This is a genomic window from Pseudoalteromonas sp. Z9A4 (assembly GCF_011378845.1).
In the GTDB taxonomy this organism is placed as follows: domain Bacteria; phylum Pseudomonadota; class Gammaproteobacteria; order Enterobacterales; family Alteromonadaceae; genus Pseudoalteromonas; species Pseudoalteromonas arctica.
The window spans coordinates 83,640-105,778 of sequence record NZ_WTLA01000011.1; the positions used below are offsets into that span (position 1 = coordinate 83,640).

A 22,139-nucleotide genomic window follows, 5' to 3' on the forward strand; every position below is an offset into this window, starting at 1 on the left:
TAAAAACGGGGGAGTAATAATTTACTCCCCCGTTTTTGCATGTAGTCCCGGTCAGTATTACTTATAAAATATTGTAATTTATCTAAGTCATATAAAAATTAGGCATTAAAAAAGGCGGTAAAAGCCACCTTTTTATAAAACAATAAAACTTATAGAAGTGCAAAAAGCTTTTGTAGCTGTGGCATATATTCGCTCACAAGTTCAAGGTTGCTTTCGCTTACTAAAGACTCTGTAGACTCCTCAGCTGCGCTTGACGATTTACCAAACGAACCCATTAACGAGCTAGCGCCTTTATCTTTAGCACTTTTCATGCTTTGAAAACCGCCCATTACTTTATTCGCTGTTTCTTGATTATCAGCAGATAAACCCGATTTAAGGTTTTCGATATAAGCCATTGATACTTCAGAACCTACAGTTACTAGTTGCTCTGGTGTAAAGCCGTAGCGGCCTGTAACACCCGCGAAGCTTTTGTATAGGTCTTGCTCTTTAATCATGCTTAGTGCGCTATTAGCTAAAGAGCTTTGTTCGTCAACACTTTGATCTGCAGAACCACCTAGCATACTTGCTAAGTCTAAATCTTTTAAAGACTCTTGGCTGCTTGCCCAGCTCGTTACAGCTGGCAGTGCTTTCATATAGCTTTGAAGTTGACCTTCGTTAATATCTACTGCAAGGCTTGAGAAACTCATTGCTAATAAGCTAAGTGATACAAGTATTTTTTTCATTGAGCATTTCCTAGTATTAAAGTTGTGCCAATTAGAAACTAATAAGCAACACTTGCCAACACAAAATAATATATTGGCTAATTTTATAGTACAATTTATGAGAATTTATTTAAGTTCTAAGAATTTAGTTCATTCACCACAAGCTAATGTACTGATGATATAATGTATTTTTGACAAATAGAGCTGAACACAATGTTAACAATTTCAAATACTGTCACTATCGATGAATGGGAACTAGAGCTAACGGCTATTCGTTCGCAAGGTGCCGGTGGTCAAAATGTTAACAAAGTCGCCAGTGCCATTCATTTACGCTTTGATATTAACCGCTCTAAATTACCTGACTTCTACAAAGAACGCTTACTTGCCTTAAATGATACAAGAATTACCAAAGAAGGCGTTTTAATAATTAAAGCGCAAAGCCATCGTACACAAGAGCTAAACCGAGAAGATGCCCTTAAGCGCTTAAAAGATTTAATACTCAGTGCTACCGTTGTCAATAAGGCGCGTCGTGCTACCAAACCTAGCCGTAATTCACAGCGCAAACGTATGGATAAAAAAACTAAACATGGGCAAAACAAAGCGCTACGCGGCAACATAAAGTTTTAGTTTTAAACGGTATTAATAAAGTAGGTTGAGGACATAAAAGCAGTTCACAACAAAATATGCTAAATATGTTAGCAATGTCTTTATTATAAGCAGGTAATTCTCAACAAATAATGACCTTAACCGGGTTATGTGAGCTTAGTTTTGTGAGTAAACGTACACCGCAATACAGTTTTAAAAGTACTCTAGGTGTAAACTCTTTGCGTTTTACTTTCTACGCGTTTAAATAATGTAAGGTGAAACATAGGCTTGTACATGCCTAATTTGCATGCGTCTAAAAATAGTCTCTGCAATATGTAATCTCTTCGCTTTCATTAAATTTTATATTTAGCAGATCACAAATAAAGTCCATCTATTTGATTTAAATCTAGCCATATTCTTCTATAAGTCTTTGTCACTTAATGCTAATGTTTATATAGAGAGTTATTTAAAACTTTAATAGCTAAACCACGAGGTAACTATGTCTAACTGGGTTGAAGCAACAGTAAAAAGCGTAACATGGTGGAGTGAAACACTCTTTAGCTTAACCGTTAATGCAAACGTAGAGCCATTTAAAGCAGGCCAGTTTACAAAGCTCTCTATGATGGATGGCGACAAGCGTATTGCTCGGGCTTACTCATATGTAAATGCACCAGAAAACCCCAATCTCGAGTTTTATCTTATTAACGTAATTGATGGTTTATTATCTCCCTGTTTAGCTAAATTACAGCCAGGCGAAACCGTACTTATAGAACAACATGCAACTGGTTTTTTTACTCTTGATGAAATACCACAAAGCGATCAGCTTTGGATGCTAGGTACAGGCACTGCCATTGGTCCCTTTTTATCGATATTGCAACAGCCTGATGTTTGGAAAAAATACAAAAGCATAAACTTAGTACATGGCGTACGCTTTAATAACGACTTAAGCTATCAAGCACTTATTAACGAGTTATTAAGAGTGTACCCCGAGCAACTCAGCTATATTCCTGTTGTAAGTAGAGAAGAGCCATTACAAGGCTTAAGTGGGCGAATTACTAACGCAATTGAGAGTAACCGCTTGTTTGAATATGTAAAATTAAACCCCGAACCTAGTAACGCGCAATTTATGATTTGCGGAAATCCACAAATGGTAAAAGACTCAACCGCGCTGCTTCTCGATAAAAGCTTTACGCGCAACCGCCGTAAAAACCCCGGAAACATTACCGTAGAGCAGTACTGGTAAGCTACAGTGGTGGTATTAACTACCCGATAACGTTAAAATTTGCTATGTTGCACCCTTACACGTGTTTAGTGTTCATTTTAGGAAAGTTATGAAACCGTTATCTATTATTTTAGCCTTGTTAATCACTACCGTTGCGCTTATTACTTATGCCGCAGAGCAAAGCGAGCCTGAGGAAAAAGAGCTACAAGTTAAAGCTCAAACAAGCATTGAAAAACCAAAAGCTGAAGAAGAGCAACCAGTAACTCAAGCCAAAACTGACGACAAAATAAATACGCTTGAATACAAATCGCCTGAACTTAAAAAGCCCACAGTTGATGCGGCTAAACCAGACGATTCAAAAGTATTAGGTAACGAGCAGATTAAACCTGCTGAGAAGCCTAAAAATAAAATAGAAAAAGCAGTCGCTGTAGCCGAAGCTGAAAAAGCAGTAATACAAGCAAAAGAAGCGCTGACAGTTAAGCAGCAAACTAAAGCTAAGCAGTCGCGCGAATCACTTGCCGTGGTAGAGCAATTAGTTAAAGCGTATAATGCACGTAACATTGAAGAGTTTCTTCGTGTATATGCCGAAGATGTTGAGTTTTATATTTTTCCTAATGAACTATTGTTTAAAGGAAAAGAAAAGCTAATAGAACGTTATGGGCTAATGTTTAAAAAGTTAAAGTGTATTCACTCATCACCAATTAAGCGCATAGTGCACGGCGATATAGTGATTGATCACGAACTATCAGAAACCTGCTCAACTGACGAACACGTAGTTGATAAACGCTCAGAACTTATTTCGAGTTACCAAATTAAAGATGGGAAAATAGTACGCGTACTGTTTTTTAGATAAAGGATCTATATACAAATGAATGACGACAAAAAAATTCGCTTAATATACCGTATTGAGCCCGGTTGCCTTGGTCCTAAAGGGGCTGAGCACATTGAAGATTTTTGTCGTTTCGCGAATAAGCATATTAAATCACCATTTTATGGTCAATTTGTATTTTTACCTCGTTACGATAAATCTATAGACGAGCGACAATATAGCGTTAACAGTCGTAATTTATCACTTGCTCAGGCTCGTGCATACCTAAAGCACTTTGATATTAATATAGAAGAATTTGAAGAACAGCTCGATGAGCTCCTCAGCAAAGCTATTGATTTATACTTCAAGCGATAGCGTTTAATCATGATCCTTCAAATAGTCTTTAATCGTTAATATTTATTAAAAACTGCGTTTTTAAACGCCAGTAAGTAGCGCGTCTACAGGTTAAATTAAACTGTTGAGTTAAATTTAGTGGTAGGCGCAGAGATTGCTCACGCGAGAAGCGTAGCTTCTAATTACTTAACCTAAAACCCTATAAAAAAAGCGGTGTTAATTTTAACACCGCTTAATGCGAAATATATTTAGCTATGTGCTTTAGTAAGTCTGGTTACAACATAGGTTTTATAACATCAAACACAGCTTCTATATGGTCGTCTCTGTCGTTTAGTGCCGCTATGTAACGGTACTTTTTGCCGCCTGCGTTTTCGAATATTTCACGATTTTCGCCTTCAAGCTCTTCAAGTGTTTCTAGGCAGTCGGCGCTAAAAGCAGGGCTGATAATAGCTACATCGGTAATACCCTCATCAGGCAGGGCTTCAAGCGTTGCATCGGTATATGGCTTTAACCACTCGGCTTTACCAAATCGACTTTGAAAAGTACTAATTACTTTATCTTTATCAAGGCCCAATTTTTCGACAACTAAACGCGTGGTTTGTAAACATAGGCAATGGTACGGATCGCCGCGCTCTAAAAATAGTTTAGGCATACCGTGATACGAAAAAACAATTTTTTGTGGCATACCATTCGCTTCTAAATCCTCACTAATACTATTAGCAAGCGACTCAATGTAACGGGTGTTTTTATGATATCCATTTATAAAATGCAGTTCTGGCACCCAGCGCCATTTTCGCAGTACGCTCGATACGGCATCAAACGTTGAACCCGTTGTTGGGCTAGAATATTGCGGATACATTGGCAATATAATAATACGTGTTAAGCCTTTATCACGAAGTTCCTCAAGGCCAGCCTCTATTGACGGATTGCCATAACGCATAGCCATTACTACTTCAGTATTAGTATAACCTTGCTCTTTTAGTAAGGTATTTAACTTAACGCTTTGTTGGCGAGTAATGTGACTAAGCGGCGAGCCGTTTTCGGTCCATATGCTTTTATATAATTTAGCCGAGCGTTTAGGGCGCACGCGCAAAATAATGCCATGTAAAATTATCATCCATACTAGGCGTGGTATCTCTACAATGCGTGGATCCGATAAAAACTCACGTAAGTATGTACGAAGCGCAGCCGCTGTTGGTGCATCAGGACTACCTAGATTAGTAAGCAGTATTCCCGTTTTTTGGTTAAAACGCCCATCATGGGGATTGTCAGTAACCGCAGAAAATCGCGACACAGAGTGCTCCTTCAAGCAAATTAAATAATCTATTTTATACACATTGTAACGAAAAAAACTGCTGTTTAGATCAATCATTTAGCAGTTTTAACCATAATTCTAAATGGGGCTGGTTTTTTTGATTCTAGCTGCTGGAGTTTTTCAATTGATTTACGGCTAAATACATGACCCTTAGACAGCAACATTATACCCGCATGGCTGTGTAGTGCATGGGCAAGAACCATTTGCTCTTTAAGTTCATGGGCATTACAAATTAGTATTGATCCAGCGGTACTTTTTTGTTCGTGTAGTTTTGCATGGCTCGCTTCAAGTGCGCGTACAATTTTAGGGTGATAAAAAGACCCACTATAAAGCTTTACACTTTCGAGCGCGTCATCGTGGCGCTGTTTCTCATCACTTGCATTACTTTGCTCAAACGCATCCCAATAATCGCGTGCTAAACCTAGCACCATAGCCCCTATTGGTATGTCGTTTCCGGCAAGGCCTTTGGGCATTCCATTTCCGTTAAAACGTTCAAACTGATAATAAATAGCATCAGATAAATCGTGTAAATGTATTGCAGGCATTAGCATTAATTGTGCGGTACTTGGGTGAGTATAAAAGGTCTTACGTTGTTGCTCATTTAGCCGATTTAGCGGTTTTTTATAAAGTTCAGGGTCCATAGCAAGCAAACCTATTTGTGCTAAATAACCAGCCATTGGGGCAAGATCAATGCTTTTTTGCGATAGATTTAAGTAAAGTGCTATTTGTGTGCAGGTATTAGCAATATTTTGTGCTTTATCGCCATCAAGGTAAGGGTTTGCGTTAATAAAATTATATAGTAGCTCTACAGTTGATTTGTGCTCTTGTTTTTCGTGCTCGTTTGCGTCTTCAAGCTTTTTTAAAACCTGCTTGATTTGCAAAGTGCGTTTTTCGACTCGTTGCTCTAGCGTGTTGTTAAGCTCTAGCAGTTCTTGATTTTGGTCTTTAACTTGTGCTTCTAATTTTTGGTTTTGCTTTTTTAGTGCAAATTTTTCAAGGCTATCTTTAACGCTTCGAAGTAATAAATCGTTTTGCCAAGGCTTTTGAATATAGCCATTTATTTGTCCCTGATTAACAGCTGCTAAGGTTGTTTGTATATCAGCGTAACCAGTCAATAAAATACGCTGGGTGTCGGGAGCCAGTGCATGTGCTTTTTCTAAAAACTCGGCACCGTTCATTACTGGCATGCGCATGTCGCTAATAATTAAACCAAACTCATGATTTTTAAAAAGCGATAGAGCGCTTTGTGGATTGTCGCAAACAATAACTGACAGATCATTTACTTCGAGTAAACGTGTTAACGTACGTAGTACTATTTCATCATCGTCAATGCAAAGTACATCAACCTGATTTATTGGTGTTGTTTGTGTCATCGAGCCGCCTTTAAATTACTTCTGGTTAAATAATAGCTTAAAAAAATATCTGTGGCGTTTTTATGCGTGCCTTTTATATAAAGCAGGGGTTACGTAATATAGTTATTATCTATAAGTAGATAATTTCCCACCCTAAAGTTGCAAATTTGCATGCAGACGACTAAACGTTAAGTATAAAGCTACCTATATGGATGAAAGGAATGGATGGGTCAGATGGTAATTTTGAACGTGCTTTTTTAAACGAACAAAGGCTACGCTTAGCTGCAGAGCAGTTACTCAAAGATAAAAGTAGCGTTTTAGTTGCCATAAATAACGAATTACAAAAAAAAGTAGCTGACTTAGAGCGCCAACAAATACTGTTTGTACAAACCGAAAAAATGGTGACCTTGGGAACGCTTTGTGCCGGCGTTGCTCACGAAATAAATACCCCACTTGCCTATGCAATGAGCAATATAGAGAGCTTGCAAAGCTCTAGCCCTTTGTTTATCACACTACTAAAGCTTAATGAGCAATACTTAAATAATGAAATTGAAGAGAGCCATTTTAAACACGAAATCGACATACTCAATTTACAGTACCCGCATGCGTGGCTTTATAACAATTTGCAGGGGCAAGTTGACGACAGCGTTGAGGGACTCAAGCGAATAAAACAAATTGTGCATGACTTATTAAATTTTGCCCACCCCACCTCGAAGCAAGATAAACAACTAACCGATATAACAACGGGAGCTAATAACGCTTTAAGGTTATTGAATAACAAACTCAAATTATGTGAAATAAAAACACGCTTTGAGCCACTACCACTGATCTGGTGCAATTTATCGTCTATCAATCAAATTTTTGTAAACTTATTAATGAATGCTTGGCAGGCTTGCGAGCTTGATTTAGAAAAAGGCTGCATTATAGAAGTTAATATTTTTTTACTAGGTACAAATATCTGTATTGAGGTAAAAGATAATGGTTGTGGAATGAATGAAGACACCATAACCCATATGTTTGACCCTTTTTACACAACAAAAGAAGTTGGAAAAGGCACCGGCATGGGTATGACGCTTGTATACGCCATGGTAAGCGATCATGGCGGAAAAATAGAAGTTAACAGCACATTAGGGACAGGTACGACCATCCGCTGCCTATTACCTTTAAAAGCGTAAACCAACGAACAAAATCACAATGTAAATAAAAAGATAGTAGGTCTATTTTTGAGGTTTAATGCTCTTGTAGCGTGTATTTTAATCGATTAAACGTGGTTTTTTCTTATATTGAAGTTTATTTGCATACTTATACCAAATATTTAGTTTTTTTCATTTCTTTTTGTTTGCATATGTTGCTAGGATGTTTGCAACAGGTTATGAGCATCATAACCACACACATATTATAAGAACACAAAAAAACAGGGTCGTCACTATGCCAACATACCGTTTAAACACACTTGCTGTAGCCGTTGCTTTCGCGTTTAGCGCACCAAGCATTGTTAACGCAGAAGAAGCACCAGCGCAAGCTGCTAAAAACATTGAGCAAATATCTGTATTAGGGTCGCGCGTATCTAACCGTACTTCTACTGAGTCTTCTTCTCCTATTGATTTAATTGACGCAGATGATTTAACTAAAGGTGGTTTTACCGAGCTTGGTCAAAGCTTGCAAGCGACAGCGCCTTCATTTAACTTTTCGCGTACACAAGTATCAGACGGTTCTGATTTATTTAGACCCGCAACACTTCGTGGCTTACAGCCAGATCAAACTCTTGTACTAGTAAATGGTAAACGTCGTCATAACCAATCAATTTTTGGCCTTAACGGTACAGTAGGCGCAGGAGCTGCGGGTACCGATATGAATGCCATTCCGCTAACGGCCCTTAAAGGCGTTGAAGTATTACGCGATGGCGCAGCGGCGCAATATGGCTCTGATGCTATTGCAGGCGTAATTAACTTATCTCTCAATAACTCAACCGGTATTACAACGGGTTTTGTACAGTACGGCGGCACAAGTGAAGGTGACGGCGACACTATTTCAGCAGGTTTAAATCGTGGTTTTGATATAGGCAGCGAAGGTGGCTTTATTAATCTATCGCTTGAGTACCGAGATGCTGATGGCACTAACCGCGCAGAGCGAGATACGGGTGGCTCGCTTGATGTTGAGCCCGGCACGCTAAGTGAAGATGTACGTTGGGGCCAAGGTAATTCAGAAAGCGAATTCACATCGTTATTTTACAACATGGCATTACCAATGGGCGACGGCGAGCTTTACTCGTTTGGTGGCTACTCTGAGCGCACAGCACTAGGTAATGGTTTTTACCGTAACTTTAACGAAGCCTCTAAAAACGTAACACAAGTATACAGCGATGGTTTTTTACCGCGCATATATAACGAAGCACAAGATATTTCAGTCGCGCTTGGTTTTAAAGGCGATATAAACACAGATTGGAATTACGATGTATCGGCCGTTTATGGTGAAAACCAATACGACTTTACATCACGCAATACATTAAACGCTTCTTACGCCGCTGAGTACCTATTTAATAACCCAGGTGCAAGTGATGCCGATATTGCAGAAAATTCAGGCCCTAGTGGCGGTTACTCAGGTGGTTTTAGATTTGATCAAACAACGGTTAACCTTGATGTAAACGGTATTGTAGATATTGGCCGTGGGGAACCTTTATATGTAACAGTAGGCGCTGAATACCGCAAAGAAAACTACGAAATAGTGCCTGGCGATGAAGCATCATACGCCTGTGGATTAGCAAATATGGATACCTCGTACCCATCAGTAAACGATCCAGACCAATTTGCACAGTGTGGTTTTCAGGCTTATAACGGCCTACGCCCTGAAGCGGCTAACGACAGCGACCGTAACAGCTACGCAGTTTATGTAGACGTAGAAACTATGATCACCGACGCATGGAACGTCAGTGGTGCGCTACGTTATGAAGATTTCTCAGATGCTGGGGATGATTTAATTGGTAAATTAGCAACACGTTATGAATTTTCAGATGACTTTGCTGTACGTGGTGCGGTATCTACTGGTTTTAGAGCACCATCACTTCAACAAAGTGGTTATACAGCCTTTACAACTAACTTAGGTTCAGACGGTACATTAACGCAGTCGTTCACTGCAAACACCGGTACAGCCTTCCCAAGTGCGTTAGGCGTAGATAGCTTAGAGCTTGAAACTTCAACAAACTACAGTGCTGGTTTTGTTTACGATGTGACAAGCGAGCTTTCGTTAACGGTTGATTTTTACCGCGTAGAAATTGAAGATCGTATTACACTTGGCAGCTTACTTACCGCTGACGACGTATCGTTTAGCTCAGAAGCAGTTGCAGCGCTACAAGCAACAGGAGCAGTGCAAGCTAACTACTTCTCAAACTCGGTTGATTCTACTACGCAAGGTGTTGATATTATTGCATCGTACCGCACTGAAGTTGAAGGCGGCAATTTAGGAGTAACCTTTGCAGGTAACCTAAACGATACTAAAATTGACGGCGTGAATGCAGAAGACGGTATTCCTGAAGCGGTTGCTTTTGATGATTTACAACGTAGCTTTTTTACTGACGGACAACCTAGTGAACGTGCAACGCTTACGTTTGATTACGAGCGCGATGCATACACATCAACACTTCGCTTTAACTACTTTGGCGAAACAGACGTAAAATACTTTGGTAACGATCATATAGAGCTTGCAACAGATGGCTCGTTTAAAGCAACAAGTACGGTTGAATCGGCTGTATTGGTTGATTTAAACGTGAGCTACCAAATTAACGACATGTTTGCCCTTTCGGTAGGTGCTGATAACGTATTTGACGAAACACCAGACGAGTTAGGTGATGACGAAGTACTTAATGCCATTACAAATGGAGCATTTAAATACCCTGTACGTGCATTACCTTACGGCTTTGACGGCAGAACGTACTATGCAAAGGTAAGCTTTAGTTTTTAATTTATAAAGCAAACTAAAGTAATATTAAGCGCAGTTATTAACTGCGCTTTTTTTATACTTTTTTATTATTAAAAAAGTATCTGTTGGGCATTAAAAATACTTGCGCGGTTGAAAATTAAGCCTACAATCGCCATCTCTTAAATAGGCTAATATAAAAGCCTCTTTATTATTTAACTTTAGTTGATAGGAAATATATGACTAAAAAATCTAAAGCAAAAACCGCAAACACCAGCGCGGTAGATACAGGACGAGGCGTGATAAACCACAATGCATTAGCGGCGTTGGTCACCTCTAAATTATTTAAACCACAAGTGGTTAAAGCTAAAAAAGGCAAAGGCTCGTTTAAACGCAGCAACAAGCATTCAGGACAAGAGTCCTATTTAATCGCGGCTTAAATAGCACCGATCAAATAGGGCTTTTGTCGGGATTACCTACGCTAGCAAGCAGCGCTTCTACAGATTAAATAAAACCACAGTGTTAAATTTTGTGGTAGGCGTAGAGCTTGCTCACGCGAGAAGCGCAGCTTCTAATTATTCAATCACCCATTGTAAAAACTGCGTTTTTAAACGCCAGCAAGCAGCGCGTCTACAGGTTAAATCAAACCACAGCGTTAAGTTTTGTGGTAGGCGTAGAGCTTGCTCACGCGAGAAGCGTAGCTTCTAATTATTCAATCATCCATTGTAAAAACTACGTTCTTAAACGCTAGCAAGCAGCGCGTCTACGGGGTTTATGTACAGGGGTTAAACAAAAATGCCTAAATTCACTATTCACCACACATAAAAAAACGGCGCTAAATTTAGCACCGTTTTTATAAGCAATTAGAAAAAGTTTACGCTTTTTTCTCTTCACAACTTGCTAGGTATTCGTCAAACGTACCTTGGAAGTCGATTACTTTTTTATCTTTAATATCAATGATACGCGTAGCTAATGACGATACAAACTCACGGTCATGGCTTACAAAAATAAGCGTACCTTCAAAGTCTTTTAATGCATTGTTAAGCGCTTCAATGGCTTCCATATCCATGTGGTTAGTTGGTTCGTCCATAACAAGCACATTAACGTCTTGCATCATTAACTTACCAAATAATAGGCGGTTTTTTTCACCACCAGAACAGTTACGCGCTTTTTTGTTTGAATCGTCTGCTGTAAACAACAAACGGCCTAACATGCCACGAACCATTAAATCGTTGTGCTTAGCTGTACGCCATTGCGACATCCAATCAAACAACGTTAAATCGTTTTCAAAATCTTTAGTGCTGTCTTGCGGGCAATAACCAAAGGTCGCATTTTCAGACCATTTAATTTCGCCTTCATTACTTTTAAGCTCATCTACTAAACAGCGTAAAAATGTAGTTTTACCCACACCATTTTCGCCAATTACAGCAAGCTTAGCGCCAGCTTCTAGTAGTAAGTCGCCACCAGTAAATAACGTTTCGCCATCAAAACCATGGCCAAGCTTATTAACTTCAAGCGCTTGACGATACATTTTTTTACCTTCGTCAAACGAAAGTGATGGGCTCATACGGCTTGAAGATTTAACTTCATCAAGCTTAATTTTATCCATTTTTTTAGCACGCGAACTCGCTTGCTTAGCTTTTGAAGCGTTAGCACCAAAACGGTTAACAAAGTCTTGTAGCTCGTCAATCTCAGCGCTCTTTTTAGCGTTTTCAGCTAAAAGTTGCTCGCGTTGTAGGCCCGCAGCATCTAAAAACTTCTCGTAGTTACCAGGGTAAATACGCAGCTCGCCGTAATCAATGTCGGCCATGTGTGTACATACCGAGTTTAAAAAGTGACGGTCATGGGAAATAATAATCATCGTACATTTACGTTTGTTAAGCTCGTTAGCAAGCCACGTAATTGTATGAATATCCAAGTTATTGGTAGGCTCATCCAGTAGCAAAATGTCAGGATTTGCAAATAACGCTTGTGCTAAAAGCACACGTAGTTTCCAACCTGGAGCAACGTTTGCCATTAACCCGTAATGAAATTCTTTATCGATACCCGCTTCAAGCAAAATTTCTTCAGCGCGGCTCTCTGCCGTGTAACCGTCCATTTCAGCAAATACGCTTTCAAGATCGGCTACTTTCATGCCGTCGTCTTCGCTCATTTCTGGTAACGAGTAAATACGTTCGCGCTCTTGCTTTACTTTCCAAAGCTCCACGTCGCCCATAATTACCGCGTCTACAACGCTGTATTGCTCAAAAGCAAACTGGTCTTGGCTTAGGTTACCTAATTTCAACCCTGGAGTAATAGATACATTACCCGCACTTGGAACAAGCGCACCGCTTAAAATTTTCATGAAAGTCGACTTGCCGCAGCCGTTAGCGCCAATTAAACCGTAACGGTTACCGTTACCAAATTTAGCTGAAATGTTTTCAAACAACGGCTCTGCGCCAAACTGCATCGTAATATTTGCGGTGGAGATCAAAAAGGGTAATCCTAGATTAGTACTGACAGGAGTACGCTGCAGCAATACGCCACAAACAAGAACCAGACAATAGGGTAAATTAGCTGGCGAATTATACAGATCAGCCACAACGAATGAAAGATAAAAGGCAGCTAATTTATAACCAAGCGTTTGCTTTAATAAACACAAGCAAAAAACACTGCATTAGTTGAGTAAATAATGCCAATAATAAAGTTTTCATCACGCTCCAATAACCGCTATTTAAACAGCGCTTTAAGTGCTGTTTTGTTTTTGTTTATATGCTCATTAATTATTGCAAGCTCAGTGACCGACACCGTTTTTTTGCTAAACATTAAATAAATATCGTCTTTGTTTACATACTCAACGCTGGTTGCTAATTTTATACTTGAACCTTTTTTACCAAAATATGTACCCACTAACTCGTCTTCAATAGCAAAATCAATACGTTGCTTATTAAGCATTTCAAAGCGTTTACTGGTTGCACTGGTGTATTCAATTTGCTTTTTATGCGTTGTTTTATATTGCTCAAACTCTTCTCCGTAGTAGCTTCCAAAGTTAGCGCCTATGGTTAAACCTTGATTAAAAATATCAGCTAAATTTTTAACTACATGCGTATTGTTTTTGTTTTCGTATAAACGCATAACTTCTGTGCGGTAGCTAACTGTATAGTGAGCATATTTAGCGCGTTTATCTGTATAGCTAACAGCCCAGCCCAAATCTATTCGGCCATGTCTAATTTCAGTGAAAGCGCGTTTTGAATTAGGAAGTAGTTCAACTTTAAAGCAAAAAGGGGAGTCTTTAAAAATTAGGTTAAGCGCATCAACTTCAGTACCTTTAAATACATCACTCATACCCATTACATAGGGCGGCCAAAAAGCATCATGCGATGCCACGCTAAAGGTTCTCTCACAAGCAAATACATTAAATGGAGCCGTAAACAGCAAACATAAAAATACGGTAATTAATTTATTCATTACGCCTCATTGTTATTATTTTTGCTCATTATTACAACAGTATAAACCAGCTTTTGTATTTTAGCGGCACGGGTATGTGTGAATATGTAAAAACCATCCGTAATTATGAGAACGCCTAGTATGCAGGTTTTTATAGAGGGGGGTATTACATTCGCGTTTACTGCTCAAGTGAGATTGCTGAAGTTTGAACTTATGTTTTTAAATATATATCAAGAGCTTGTACTTAGCGTTTGAAAATTAAAGTAAAATTACATAATTGTTAAACTAGCCATACATTAATGCTAATGGCGTAGTTTTTTATTGGTTATATAACTAATAAGCCTATATTTTTAAAAAACAATCATGTAAATTGTTTCTAAATGAATACTAACTTAACGAAAGTTGGTTATAAACTGATAAACCAAGGACCGGTATTATTGAGCCGTGCCTTATGGAAATACTATTATGCGGTTGAAAGAAGCCCTTAGCGTTTTATCAAAGTCATCTCCTTATGCTGTTTCAACAGAACGCGACAGTAAAAATAAAAGTCAGCTGGATGATGTAAAAGAATATTTGTACATCAAAATGCCAATAGCGGCTGATGTAGAAAAGAAAATATCGAGCTTTTCGTCAAGCAAACCGGAAGTATTATTTTTATGTGGTAGTAGTGGTGATGGTAAATCCGAGATACTGACCGATTGTAAAAAACGATTTAGCAATCGAGCTCACTTTCACTTAGATGCAACTCACAGCTTCGATCCTCGCGAAAATGCAATTCAAACTCTAGACAAGGTTTTTGATCAATTCGAATCTGACACGATGCCGCTTGTTGTTGGTATTAACACCGGTATGCTAGGGAATTATGCTGAAGAAGGCTCAAACGAAAAATTTAAACGTGTAATAAATAATTACCTCTCAAATAATACCTCAACTGAAGATATAACCTTTATAAACTTTGAAGATTACCCTAAATTTTTTATCGATAAAGAGGGTTATACTTCTGAGTTTGCGCAGAAATTACTTCAAAAACTAACAGCAAATGATAACAATATTATTCGTCAGATTTTCGATAAAGAAAAATTAGAACAAACGAGCCAAGCTAGTAAAAGGCTTCAGGCTAATTACGCACTCTTGAGCATCCCCGAAGTGCAAAAGACAATAATTGAATTACTGTTTAAAGCTCGCTTAATGCGAGATCAATTCTTAACTGCTCGAGCATTACTCGATTTTATTTTCATGCTGTTAGCTGGACCTGGTTACCTTTTCGATAACCTTTTTTCAGGTGGCGATAATGAGCTGGCAAATAAAATAATTGAGTTCGACCCTGCGCATTCAAGAACAAAAAAAATAGATCGTTTTATATTAGCTAATGATCTACATCTACCAGATCACGAGTTTACTGAATTCAAAGAGTCTTTAAAAAGCTTAGGAATAGAGATGCTAGAAAGCAGTCTTTCTTACTTGCGTTTATTTTACATTCTTAAAGGAGGTCATTTCTCTAATGATTATCATGTTAAATTCGAACAAGATTTCAATGAAGCCCTTATAGAACAATACATAAACGTGTATCAACTACACAGAGATTTTGACAATAGCCCAGAGCATAAAAAACAGATTAAAGATTTTTACAACAATACGCTTCGCACCGCTATACGAAAATACAATAACCGCAACGCGCCTAATTTAGATAAAAGTCATTATTTAATATCTGAGCTAAACGGCTTCCAACTAGTTTCAGAGCTAGAAATCAAGGCAGATTTAAAGAGTATTGCAAACTTCTTACCAAAGTCATCTGCAAGTTTTACTGCTTTTATTAAAGTGCAGGAACACTCTTTAACAATCCCAGTAAACATTAATTTATTACGGTTGATGAAAAGAATCGCCGATGGTTACCGACCTAATAAACACGATAAAAATACCGTTGTACTCTTAGATGAATTGATAGATGAAATTGCACAAGTGGCGAATCAAGTTTCAACGTTGCATATCATTAAGGAAAATAAACACTTCACTATCAAAAATATTGATGACGAAGAGTTTGAAGTGAGTGGGCTATAAAATGATTAAAGAAACTTTAACACCACCAAACAACAATGCATTTAATACATTTTTACCTTTAAGAACAAAAGACAAACATTATAAGTTCTGCTGGGATACAGTGCTGGGCTATTTCGTACATATTCTATATGGGAAGTCATTAGTTAATGGTGATATAGATAATTTTAAAGAGTTATGTGAAAAGCGTTTTTCAACAAAGTTAGATGAGCCAGAATTTTGGTCTGTACTTGAAAAAATGTATTTTGATAATGAGCAGCTATTCAAAATATCTCCAGAGCTGCTTATTTTTAAAGCATTAAATGGCGAGGTAGATACCAACAGTAAAAAATTAGGAGACATGTTTGTTGGCTTGTTAAATGGTTTAACACTTGATAGTTCTTCAGTTAATGATTTAAATTTTTTAGAAAAAGAAATAAAAGCTGAATTTGATAGTTTTTATGTATCAGGAAAGTCAAAAACAACGCTCAAAACAGAGTCTGCCTATTTGCCGTTTCTAAGTGAATTATTTAAAAAAGACTTAGAGTTTTTAAATAAAAGACCTCACTACTTACTCAACAACTTTAATTCTGTTATTCGCTTATATGGCTTTTTATATATTTCGCAAATGGCGTTGAATATAAAAAATTGGACTCATGGTGCCCCTTCAAGCAAGCCTTGTTTTTTTATTATTGATAATGAAAAAGCCAGTGATGAACGCTCACAAGTTAAAAACTTTGGTTATAGCCAGCTACATGAATACCTAGAATATCTGTTCCCTTATTTGTTTATGAATGAGGCGATACAAGTCAAAGGTGAAGTTAAGCCCCTTTGGCAGCTATTTGAATCTATTAGCGAAAACGATGTTACTAAGTTGAATCAATTTGGTCGTGATTTTGTAGAAGACCGAATGCAACGCAAATGGTACAACACCGACCAAAACTGGGTAGACGCAAGCGATAAAAAAGAAATATTACAGCAATTACTTAGCCTATCTCATGCTCAGTTCGACAATAAAAAAGGGCGCTTAACTGAATATAACGACACAGTAGTTAAAGGTACGTTGAGTAATATTTTAGAACCATTTATTCAGCGAAGAGGCCGCGCAGGCCAAGTGCTAACGTTTAACCAAGATTACATAGTACTACTCACCAACCTTGCCATTGGCGAGCGCGAGAAATTACGTTTTCACGAAATTATTAAAGAATTTGAAGCAAGGGGCGTGTTTTTTGATAAACAAAGCCAGCAATCTTTAATCGATTTTTATGAGCGAATGGGTAACGTAGAACGAATGAGTGATAGCGGAGATGCAGTATATGTTAGAAAAACAGTTTGAAGAGTTTTTAGTTAGCCATTTTAATATTTGGGCAGCTGAAGAGTTAAAAGTTGGTTTCCGTTATCAGTTCACAAGCCCTGATAGTGATAAGGGCTTTGCACTTTATCAAGCCTTTATGAAAATTGCAGACAATAGCGTAACTGTAAAAGGTATTGAGCTAAAAACAGTGCAGTACGGTGATGTTGAATTAATACCGGTATACGAAGGTGAAAACTTTACAGAAAACTACATAGCGCATTTACGTGATGTTGTTTCAGCTATGGAAGGCGAAACAAAAGGCACTGCCTTGTTAATCATCCATAACTCTATGCTCGATACATTAAAAAACTCTACTGAAGATGTTGCTCAGCCTGGCGTTGTTTGGGACCCAAAAAATATCAAGCTACTGCTACATAAAGAAATAGATCAAACTGATGAAAAAGCTAAAGTTTCTGAATGTTTACTCGATTATCACTTTGATGAAATAGTTGAAGACGAAGCCACTATGTTTGGCTTTGAAAAGCTCTACTATGCAATTGCTGATGGTGACTTACAGTTTCATGAACTTGGCTTGTTAAAAGATGACCAGCTTTCACAAGAGGGTTGGGAAGGTGATCAAATCAGCTTGCGTTTAAAAGAAAATAAAGAGCTAAGCGATAAACTCGATTTTATCACTCATCATTTTCCAAACGAACTACAAGACAAACTAGCTACCTTAGACTTTAGCGAAAAGTTTATAAAAGAGCATTTTCCTGAGGGGAATGTAGAAAAGTATAAAGAAAGCCTCGATATAGGTGAATGCTTTACAGAACAGCAAAAAAATAGAACTAATTTGTTAGAGCTTGAAAGCGAAAAAGCGCCTTACATTGAACTACTTGCAAAAGCAAAGTCAGAAAAAGGAGCTGGCGTCAGAGAGCGTCACCTAATATTAGTTCTAGAGCCAGAGCAGCACACATTTGAATTAGAGCTTTGCTTTATCAACCAAAAGTTAAAAGATAGCTTTTGTAAAATTCAACAAAGCAAAGAGCTGCCAAATGTTGATATAACAATTAAAAACCCCGGCGGAATAAGAAGCAGAGCAGTACTTACAAGTAGTTTTGACGGACAAGCTCGCTATTTTAATTTTCGTGTTAAAACTGACAAACCAAAAGAAACTCACAATTTTAAAGTATTAGTTATTAGTAAAAATGACTTTTACATTGACGGTTTTAAGCACACTTACTTAGTTGACCCTGCAAAACAATGGTTAACGCTGCAAACTGATGAGCAGTCATTACAAATAAGCGATTTAACAAACACTAATGTTCTGGCAGAAAACAACCAAGTATTTGATTCAAATGCAGTAGGCTTTGTTGATTTTAAAAAGCTAGCAACTGAATCTGATGAAATAAACTTTACCGTGCAAGGCGCGATTAGCCAATTAACATTTAATGTTGAAGGAGAAGTATCAACCGATACTTTGTCATTACCTTTATTGTTAGACCAAGGGCGCTTTAATCATTTATTTAATGATGAATACTTCGGGCAATTCAATCGTAGTAAAAATAAAGTACTTATTGACGGAAAAGAAGTCGCACCTAAAGCTAAGCGGCTCACGTTATTGCAAAATGAAGCTGAGTTACTCGATAGCTTAACCTTAGCTAAGCTTGCTAATAGCAATAATATTAAACTACGAGACTTAGAATCACATTATACTGATTTATACTTTGCTTACCGTGATTTATTTGATTATTTAACACATACAAAATCGTTGTTGAGCTTATCGGGCTGGGGCGAAAAACTTAGAGCGCTCGCTACTCAAGTTGTTGAAACTTATCAAACTGCTATTGATGAAATACCCTACCACGCACCACTTTTGGAACAGCATAAGCTACTTGTAAATATTGGCTTTGCAGATTTTGATGAGCAAACTTATATTACGCCATATCATCCACTGGTACTTGCTTATAATTACAACTTGGCAGGCGTATTAAGTAAAGATAAAGAGGCAACAGGTAGTTTTAAAAAATTACCTCCAGTTACTATTCAGCGCTTAACAGCACAAGGGCTCTTACCTTTTGTGTACGATCCTGTGCATGATTTTTCGTATAACCATGCTGAAAAAGAAAATGTATTTTGGTCCAAACTAGTGCCACAACAGGAAAGTAGCTATGACTTTGTACGCACGCTTGTTAAAGATAAAGTAGGCAAATTCACCACGGCCTTTAAACATTTATTTGTAGCGGGTAGTAAAACAACGCTCATTATTAACTCTGTAAATAACCAGCAAAATAAAGAGCTATTTTTAGGTCTGATTGACTACATCAAGCTCAAAAAAAATAAAGTTACCAATATCCATGTAAATTTATACGACGAAACACAGTGTTATACCTGGTTTGACAGATTTGCCGACATGGCAAGCTATGATGACCTAAAAGAGCTTTGCGAGTTAAACAAAGGTGCTGCTCGCGAGCAAGCCGATAGCATTATTGATTTACTAAGAACGCGTTTAACGTACAGTAAGTTTGAGCACGAAAAAGGTCAAAAAGAGCAACACTATGCACACATGTCGTTTTTTAAAAATAACGAACGTGTGCAAGCGACTGACGTTGATTTATTAAAACAAGAAACGGGTGTTGTTTGTCATGGCTTAATGCCAGGTGAGTCTGCATCAAATAAAAATGGCAGCTATTACACATCTTTTGGCCTAAAAGGCATTGATGTTGATAGTGCACCACAATTAAAGCTAGTTGCTAAATATAGCGGACTAATTAAGCCTGCAAAGCGCCATCATGAAGAGTACAGCGAGTCTAAATCTCAAGCACTTGTAGTTACTGAGAACTTTAAAACGTTATTAGAGCGCTCTTACGAGAACTCAATTTGGACCACAATAATCGATCCTAAAGTAACCTTAGAGTTTTTTGAAAACCAAAAAAACATGGTGCTTATTCACTATTCTGATAACTACACAAACTCAGTTAATTACGATGCAATAACCGTAACTAAGCAAACCGACCTATACCACAAAGTACTCGAAAATGACGAGGGTGGTATTATCGAAGAGTTTAATGCATTTAATGGTGAATGGTTGCTAAACCTAGTCACGGCAAACAACAATGAAAGAAAAGAAAAACGCGGGATTATTTGTGCCTATAAATACGTTAACTGTTTAGTCGCAGACTCAGATATTACATGGGTGCCCCTTTCTATCGCGGAAGTTATTCGCGTGGCAGGTAACTTAGGTCTAAATATGGCTGATAGCGATTTATCGCGCCATGCACAAGGCTTTAAAAAAGGCGTTATATCAGACGATATATTATTTGTAGGCTTTAAAGGCCAACAAATGATTTTACTGCCTGTTGAAGTTAAAACAGGTAAGCGCCAAACCCATAGTAAAGGTGTTGAGCAAGCCAAAGAGCTAAAGCAATATTTTGAAGCACTTCTTGGGCAGCAAACACTTGCAGGGCATTTATATCGTGGCTTATTTATGCGCCAAGTATTAATGCAAATTGATAAGTACAAACTTTATAAAGTGTATAAAGAGGGCTACTTCAGTAGCATTGAGCAACGCAGTGCACAGTGGCTACAGGGCGATTATGAGCTTGCTGAACTTGCAGACTATCCAGCAGGTTTTTTATTTGTAAATGTAGAAGACCGCGACTTCACAAAAGCATCTTTCTTAAAAGTGCACAACATACTCAAAGTAGAGCTACCAGCGGGTAATTTATCTCACTGGGTTAAAACACCTATGCAAAACTTATTAGCCGACTTAACCTCTGCTAAATTACACCATATTGATGCACAGTATATTTTAACTAAGGGCGCTACAACGCAAAAAGTAGTATTTGAAGAAAACACTAAAGCTGATGATGAAGCTGAGCTTACAAAAACTCAAGATACAAAAATTACCGCATTAGACGATGTATCAGCAAGTAACAACGATAGTAAAAGTGCAGAGCAAGCAAATCCTACAGAAGTTAAAGAGGCAAACACAAATAACTTAGTTGTGGCTGCAACATCGGCACGTAAAAAAATGAGTGAGAGCGATTTAAGCGCTATCTATCAGCAAATTATCGATTGTTACTACAGCCATAACATTACGTTACTCAAACCCGATAATGTTGAACCTTACATTGAAGGGCCTGCCTCTATTTTATTCCGAGTTGGCTTAAATTTAGGTGATAAACCTGAAAGCGTATTTGCCAAATCGCAATCACTTAAGCTCGCGTTAAAACTAGAGCAAGAACAAGATGTAGGCTTTGGTATTGATAAAGGCTGCATTACGATTGATGTTCCAAAAAGCCAAGAGCAGCGTTACTTTGTTGACCAAAACGACATTTGGCCAAATTGGCAACACCCGCAAAATGCACTTGAAGTACCTCTAGGCGAAGACCGCTTTGGCGAGGTGATTAAACTTAATTTTTCATCATCAAACTGCCCGCATTTACTTATTGGCGGTACAACCGGTAGTGGTAAGTCAGAAGCGCTAAACACGATTTTGTACGGCATGGTTGAGCATTACACGCCAAGTGAATTAAAACTGATGTTAATTGACCCTAAAGGCACAGAGCTTAACGATTTTGAGCGCTATCCGCACTTAATAGGGCGTATTGGGTTTGATGATGAAGATGCACTAGAGTTGTTAACCCAAGCAGTAGCTGAAATGCAATCGCGCTATGCGCAATTCAAAGCGCAAGGTGTCCGTTCATTGCCAGACTACAACGCCAAAGTAACACAAGAAGAGCGTATACCGTGGTGGGTGTTAGTGCTTGATGAATACGCCGATTTAACATCAGATAAAGACATGAAAAAGGATATTGAAGCTCAGCTAAAGCGCTTAGCGCAAAAGGCCCGTGCTGCCGGTATCCACTTAATTATTGCCACACAAAAACCAAGTGGCGATGTAATAAGCACAAACTTACGTTCTAACCTCCCTGCACAACTCGCATTGAGAGTTAAAAATGGTACTGAAAGTCGTGTAATCCTTGATGAACAAGGTGCGGAAGTACTTAATGGTAAAGGGGATGCTTATCTTAAATCAGAAGGTAAGTTGGTTAGGATACAGTGTGCTAGGGTTAGTCTATAACCTTACTTACACAGCAATATAATTACAATATTTATATTTGCATAACAGAA

General features: G+C 38.1%; 15 protein-coding genes. 10 read left to right on the top strand and 5 right to left on the bottom strand.

All coding sequences use genetic code 11. The features are described 5' to 3' along the window. Positions 1–149 precede the first annotated feature (149 nt). Positions 150–722, bottom strand: a complete 573-nt coding sequence (locus GQR54_RS10320) for a hypothetical protein (protein ID WP_010555231.1) — start codon at positions 720–722, stop codon at positions 150–152. A 192-nt stretch (positions 723–914) separates the two neighbouring features. Between GQR54_RS10320 and arfB the strand changes: the two genes are divergently transcribed. The 4 genes from arfB (at position 915) to GQR54_RS10340 (ending at position 3,691) form a co-directional block, all read left to right on the top strand. After that, positions 915–1,328 carry an alternative ribosome rescue aminoacyl-tRNA hydrolase ArfB gene (arfB, locus tag GQR54_RS10325; RefSeq protein ID WP_007583522.1) on the top strand — a complete coding sequence of 138 codons (414 nt, stop codon included), beginning with the start codon at positions 915–917 and terminating at the stop codon, positions 1,326–1,328. A 457-nt stretch (positions 1,329–1,785) separates the two neighbouring features. Continuing rightward, a complete protein-coding gene (locus GQR54_RS10330; protein ID WP_166377546.1) occupies positions 1,786–2,529 on the top strand; it encodes a ferredoxin--NADP reductase in 744 nt (247 codons plus the stop codon). Between the two features lie 88 nt (positions 2,530–2,617). After that, on the top strand, positions 2,618–3,361 hold the full coding sequence (locus GQR54_RS10335) for a nuclear transport factor 2 family protein (protein ID WP_166377547.1): 744 nt from the start codon (positions 2,618–2,620) through the stop codon (positions 3,359–3,361). 9 nt (positions 3,362–3,370) lie between these two features. Beyond that, on the top strand, positions 3,371–3,691 hold the full coding sequence (locus tag GQR54_RS10340; RefSeq protein WP_166377576.1) for a hypothetical protein: 321 nt from the start codon (positions 3,371–3,373) through the stop codon (positions 3,689–3,691). Positions 3,692–3,944: 253 nt separating this feature from the next. Here GQR54_RS10340 and hemH read toward each other — a convergent pair whose 3' ends face one another. Together hemH and GQR54_RS10350 are read right to left on the bottom strand one after the other, a co-directional pair. Then, positions 3,945–4,964: a ferrochelatase gene (gene hemH / locus GQR54_RS10345; RefSeq protein ID WP_166377548.1), complete on the bottom strand. Its 1,020-nt coding sequence runs from the start codon at positions 4,962–4,964 to the stop codon at positions 3,945–3,947. A 74-nt stretch (positions 4,965–5,038) separates the two neighbouring features. Then, positions 5,039–6,358, bottom strand: a complete 1,320-nt coding sequence (locus GQR54_RS10350) for an HD domain-containing phosphohydrolase (RefSeq protein WP_166377549.1) — start codon at positions 6,356–6,358, stop codon at positions 5,039–5,041. A 200-nt stretch (positions 6,359–6,558) separates the two neighbouring features. On the opposite strand from GQR54_RS10350, the gene GQR54_RS10355 reads away from it, so the two are divergent. From GQR54_RS10355 to GQR54_RS10365, 3 genes are all read left to right on the top strand, one after another. Next, entirely contained in the window at positions 6,559–7,512 is a 954-nt protein-coding gene (locus tag GQR54_RS10355) for a HAMP domain-containing sensor histidine kinase (protein ID WP_166377550.1), read from the top strand. 253 nt (positions 7,513–7,765) lie between these two features. After that, on the top strand, positions 7,766–10,294 hold the full coding sequence (locus GQR54_RS10360) for a TonB-dependent receptor (protein WP_166377551.1): 2,529 nt from the start codon (positions 7,766–7,768) through the stop codon (positions 10,292–10,294). 194 nt (positions 10,295–10,488) lie between these two features. After that, complete coding sequence (locus GQR54_RS10365; RefSeq protein WP_033028674.1) at positions 10,489–10,689, top strand: ribosome alternative rescue factor ArfA; 201 nt, start codon at positions 10,489–10,491, stop codon at positions 10,687–10,689. Between the two features lie 434 nt (positions 10,690–11,123). Here the strand turns inward: GQR54_RS10365 and GQR54_RS10370 are convergent, their stop codons facing one another. Next, on the bottom strand, positions 11,124–12,722 hold the full coding sequence (locus GQR54_RS10370) for an ABC-F family ATPase (RefSeq protein WP_010555514.1): 1,599 nt from the start codon (positions 12,720–12,722) through the stop codon (positions 11,124–11,126). Positions 12,723–12,958: 236 nt separating this feature from the next. Then, positions 12,959–13,696 (bottom strand): ABC transporter substrate-binding protein, encoded by a 738-nt coding sequence (locus tag GQR54_RS10375; protein ID WP_166377552.1) that lies wholly within the window; start codon positions 13,694–13,696, stop codon positions 12,959–12,961. Positions 13,697–14,140: 444 nt separating this feature from the next. Here GQR54_RS10375 and dptF point away from each other — a divergent pair, with 444 nt between their 5' ends. Genes dptF through dptH form a run of 3 tightly spaced genes read left to right on the top strand, consistent with a single transcriptional unit; the run spans position 14,141 to position 22,089 of the window. Beyond that, positions 14,141–15,733: a DNA phosphorothioation-dependent restriction protein DptF gene (dptF, locus tag GQR54_RS10380; RefSeq protein ID WP_166377553.1), complete on the top strand. Its 1,593-nt coding sequence runs from the start codon at positions 14,141–14,143 to the stop codon at positions 15,731–15,733. A gap of 1 nt (position 15,734) precedes the next feature. Continuing rightward, positions 15,735–17,045, top strand: a complete 1,311-nt coding sequence (gene dptG / locus GQR54_RS10385) for a DNA phosphorothioation-dependent restriction protein DptG (protein ID WP_166377554.1) — start codon at positions 15,735–15,737, stop codon at positions 17,043–17,045. After that, on the top strand, positions 17,026–22,089 hold the full coding sequence (gene dptH / locus GQR54_RS10390) for a DNA phosphorothioation-dependent restriction protein DptH (RefSeq protein ID WP_240918926.1): 5,064 nt from the start codon (positions 17,026–17,028) through the stop codon (positions 22,087–22,089). Before dptG ends, dptH begins: the two co-directional genes overlap by 20 nt. Positions 22,090–22,139: the final 50 nt, after the last annotated feature.

What these genes read in the sequence shown, in the direction of transcription:
- GQR54_RS10320 (WP_010555231.1), bottom strand. Translation starts at nt 722, where the DNA reads ATGAAAAAAATACTTGTATCACTTAGCTTATTAGCAATGAGTTTCTCA.
- arfB (WP_007583522.1), top strand. Translation starts at nt 915, where the DNA reads ATGTTAACAATTTCAAATACTGTCACTATCGATGAATGGGAACTAGAG.
- GQR54_RS10330 (WP_166377546.1), top strand. Translation starts at nt 1,786, where the DNA reads ATGTCTAACTGGGTTGAAGCAACAGTAAAAAGCGTAACATGGTGGAGT.
- GQR54_RS10335 (WP_166377547.1), top strand. Translation starts at nt 2,618, where the DNA reads ATGAAACCGTTATCTATTATTTTAGCCTTGTTAATCACTACCGTTGCG.
- GQR54_RS10350 (WP_166377549.1), bottom strand. Translation starts at nt 6,358, where the DNA reads ATGACACAAACAACACCAATAAATCAGGTTGATGTACTTTGCATTGAC.
- GQR54_RS10355 (WP_166377550.1), top strand. Translation starts at nt 6,559, where the DNA reads ATGGATGGGTCAGATGGTAATTTTGAACGTGCTTTTTTAAACGAACAA.
- GQR54_RS10360 (WP_166377551.1), top strand. Translation starts at nt 7,766, where the DNA reads ATGCCAACATACCGTTTAAACACACTTGCTGTAGCCGTTGCTTTCGCG.
- GQR54_RS10365 (WP_033028674.1), top strand. Translation starts at nt 10,489, where the DNA reads ATGACTAAAAAATCTAAAGCAAAAACCGCAAACACCAGCGCGGTAGAT.
- GQR54_RS10375 (WP_166377552.1), bottom strand. Translation starts at nt 13,696, where the DNA reads ATGAATAAATTAATTACCGTATTTTTATGTTTGCTGTTTACGGCTCCA.
- dptF (WP_166377553.1), top strand. Translation starts at nt 14,141, where the DNA reads ATGCGGTTGAAAGAAGCCCTTAGCGTTTTATCAAAGTCATCTCCTTAT.
- dptG (WP_166377554.1), top strand. Translation starts at nt 15,735, where the DNA reads ATGATTAAAGAAACTTTAACACCACCAAACAACAATGCATTTAATACA.
- dptH (WP_240918926.1), top strand. Translation starts at nt 17,026, where the DNA reads ATGTTAGAAAAACAGTTTGAAGAGTTTTTAGTTAGCCATTTTAATATT.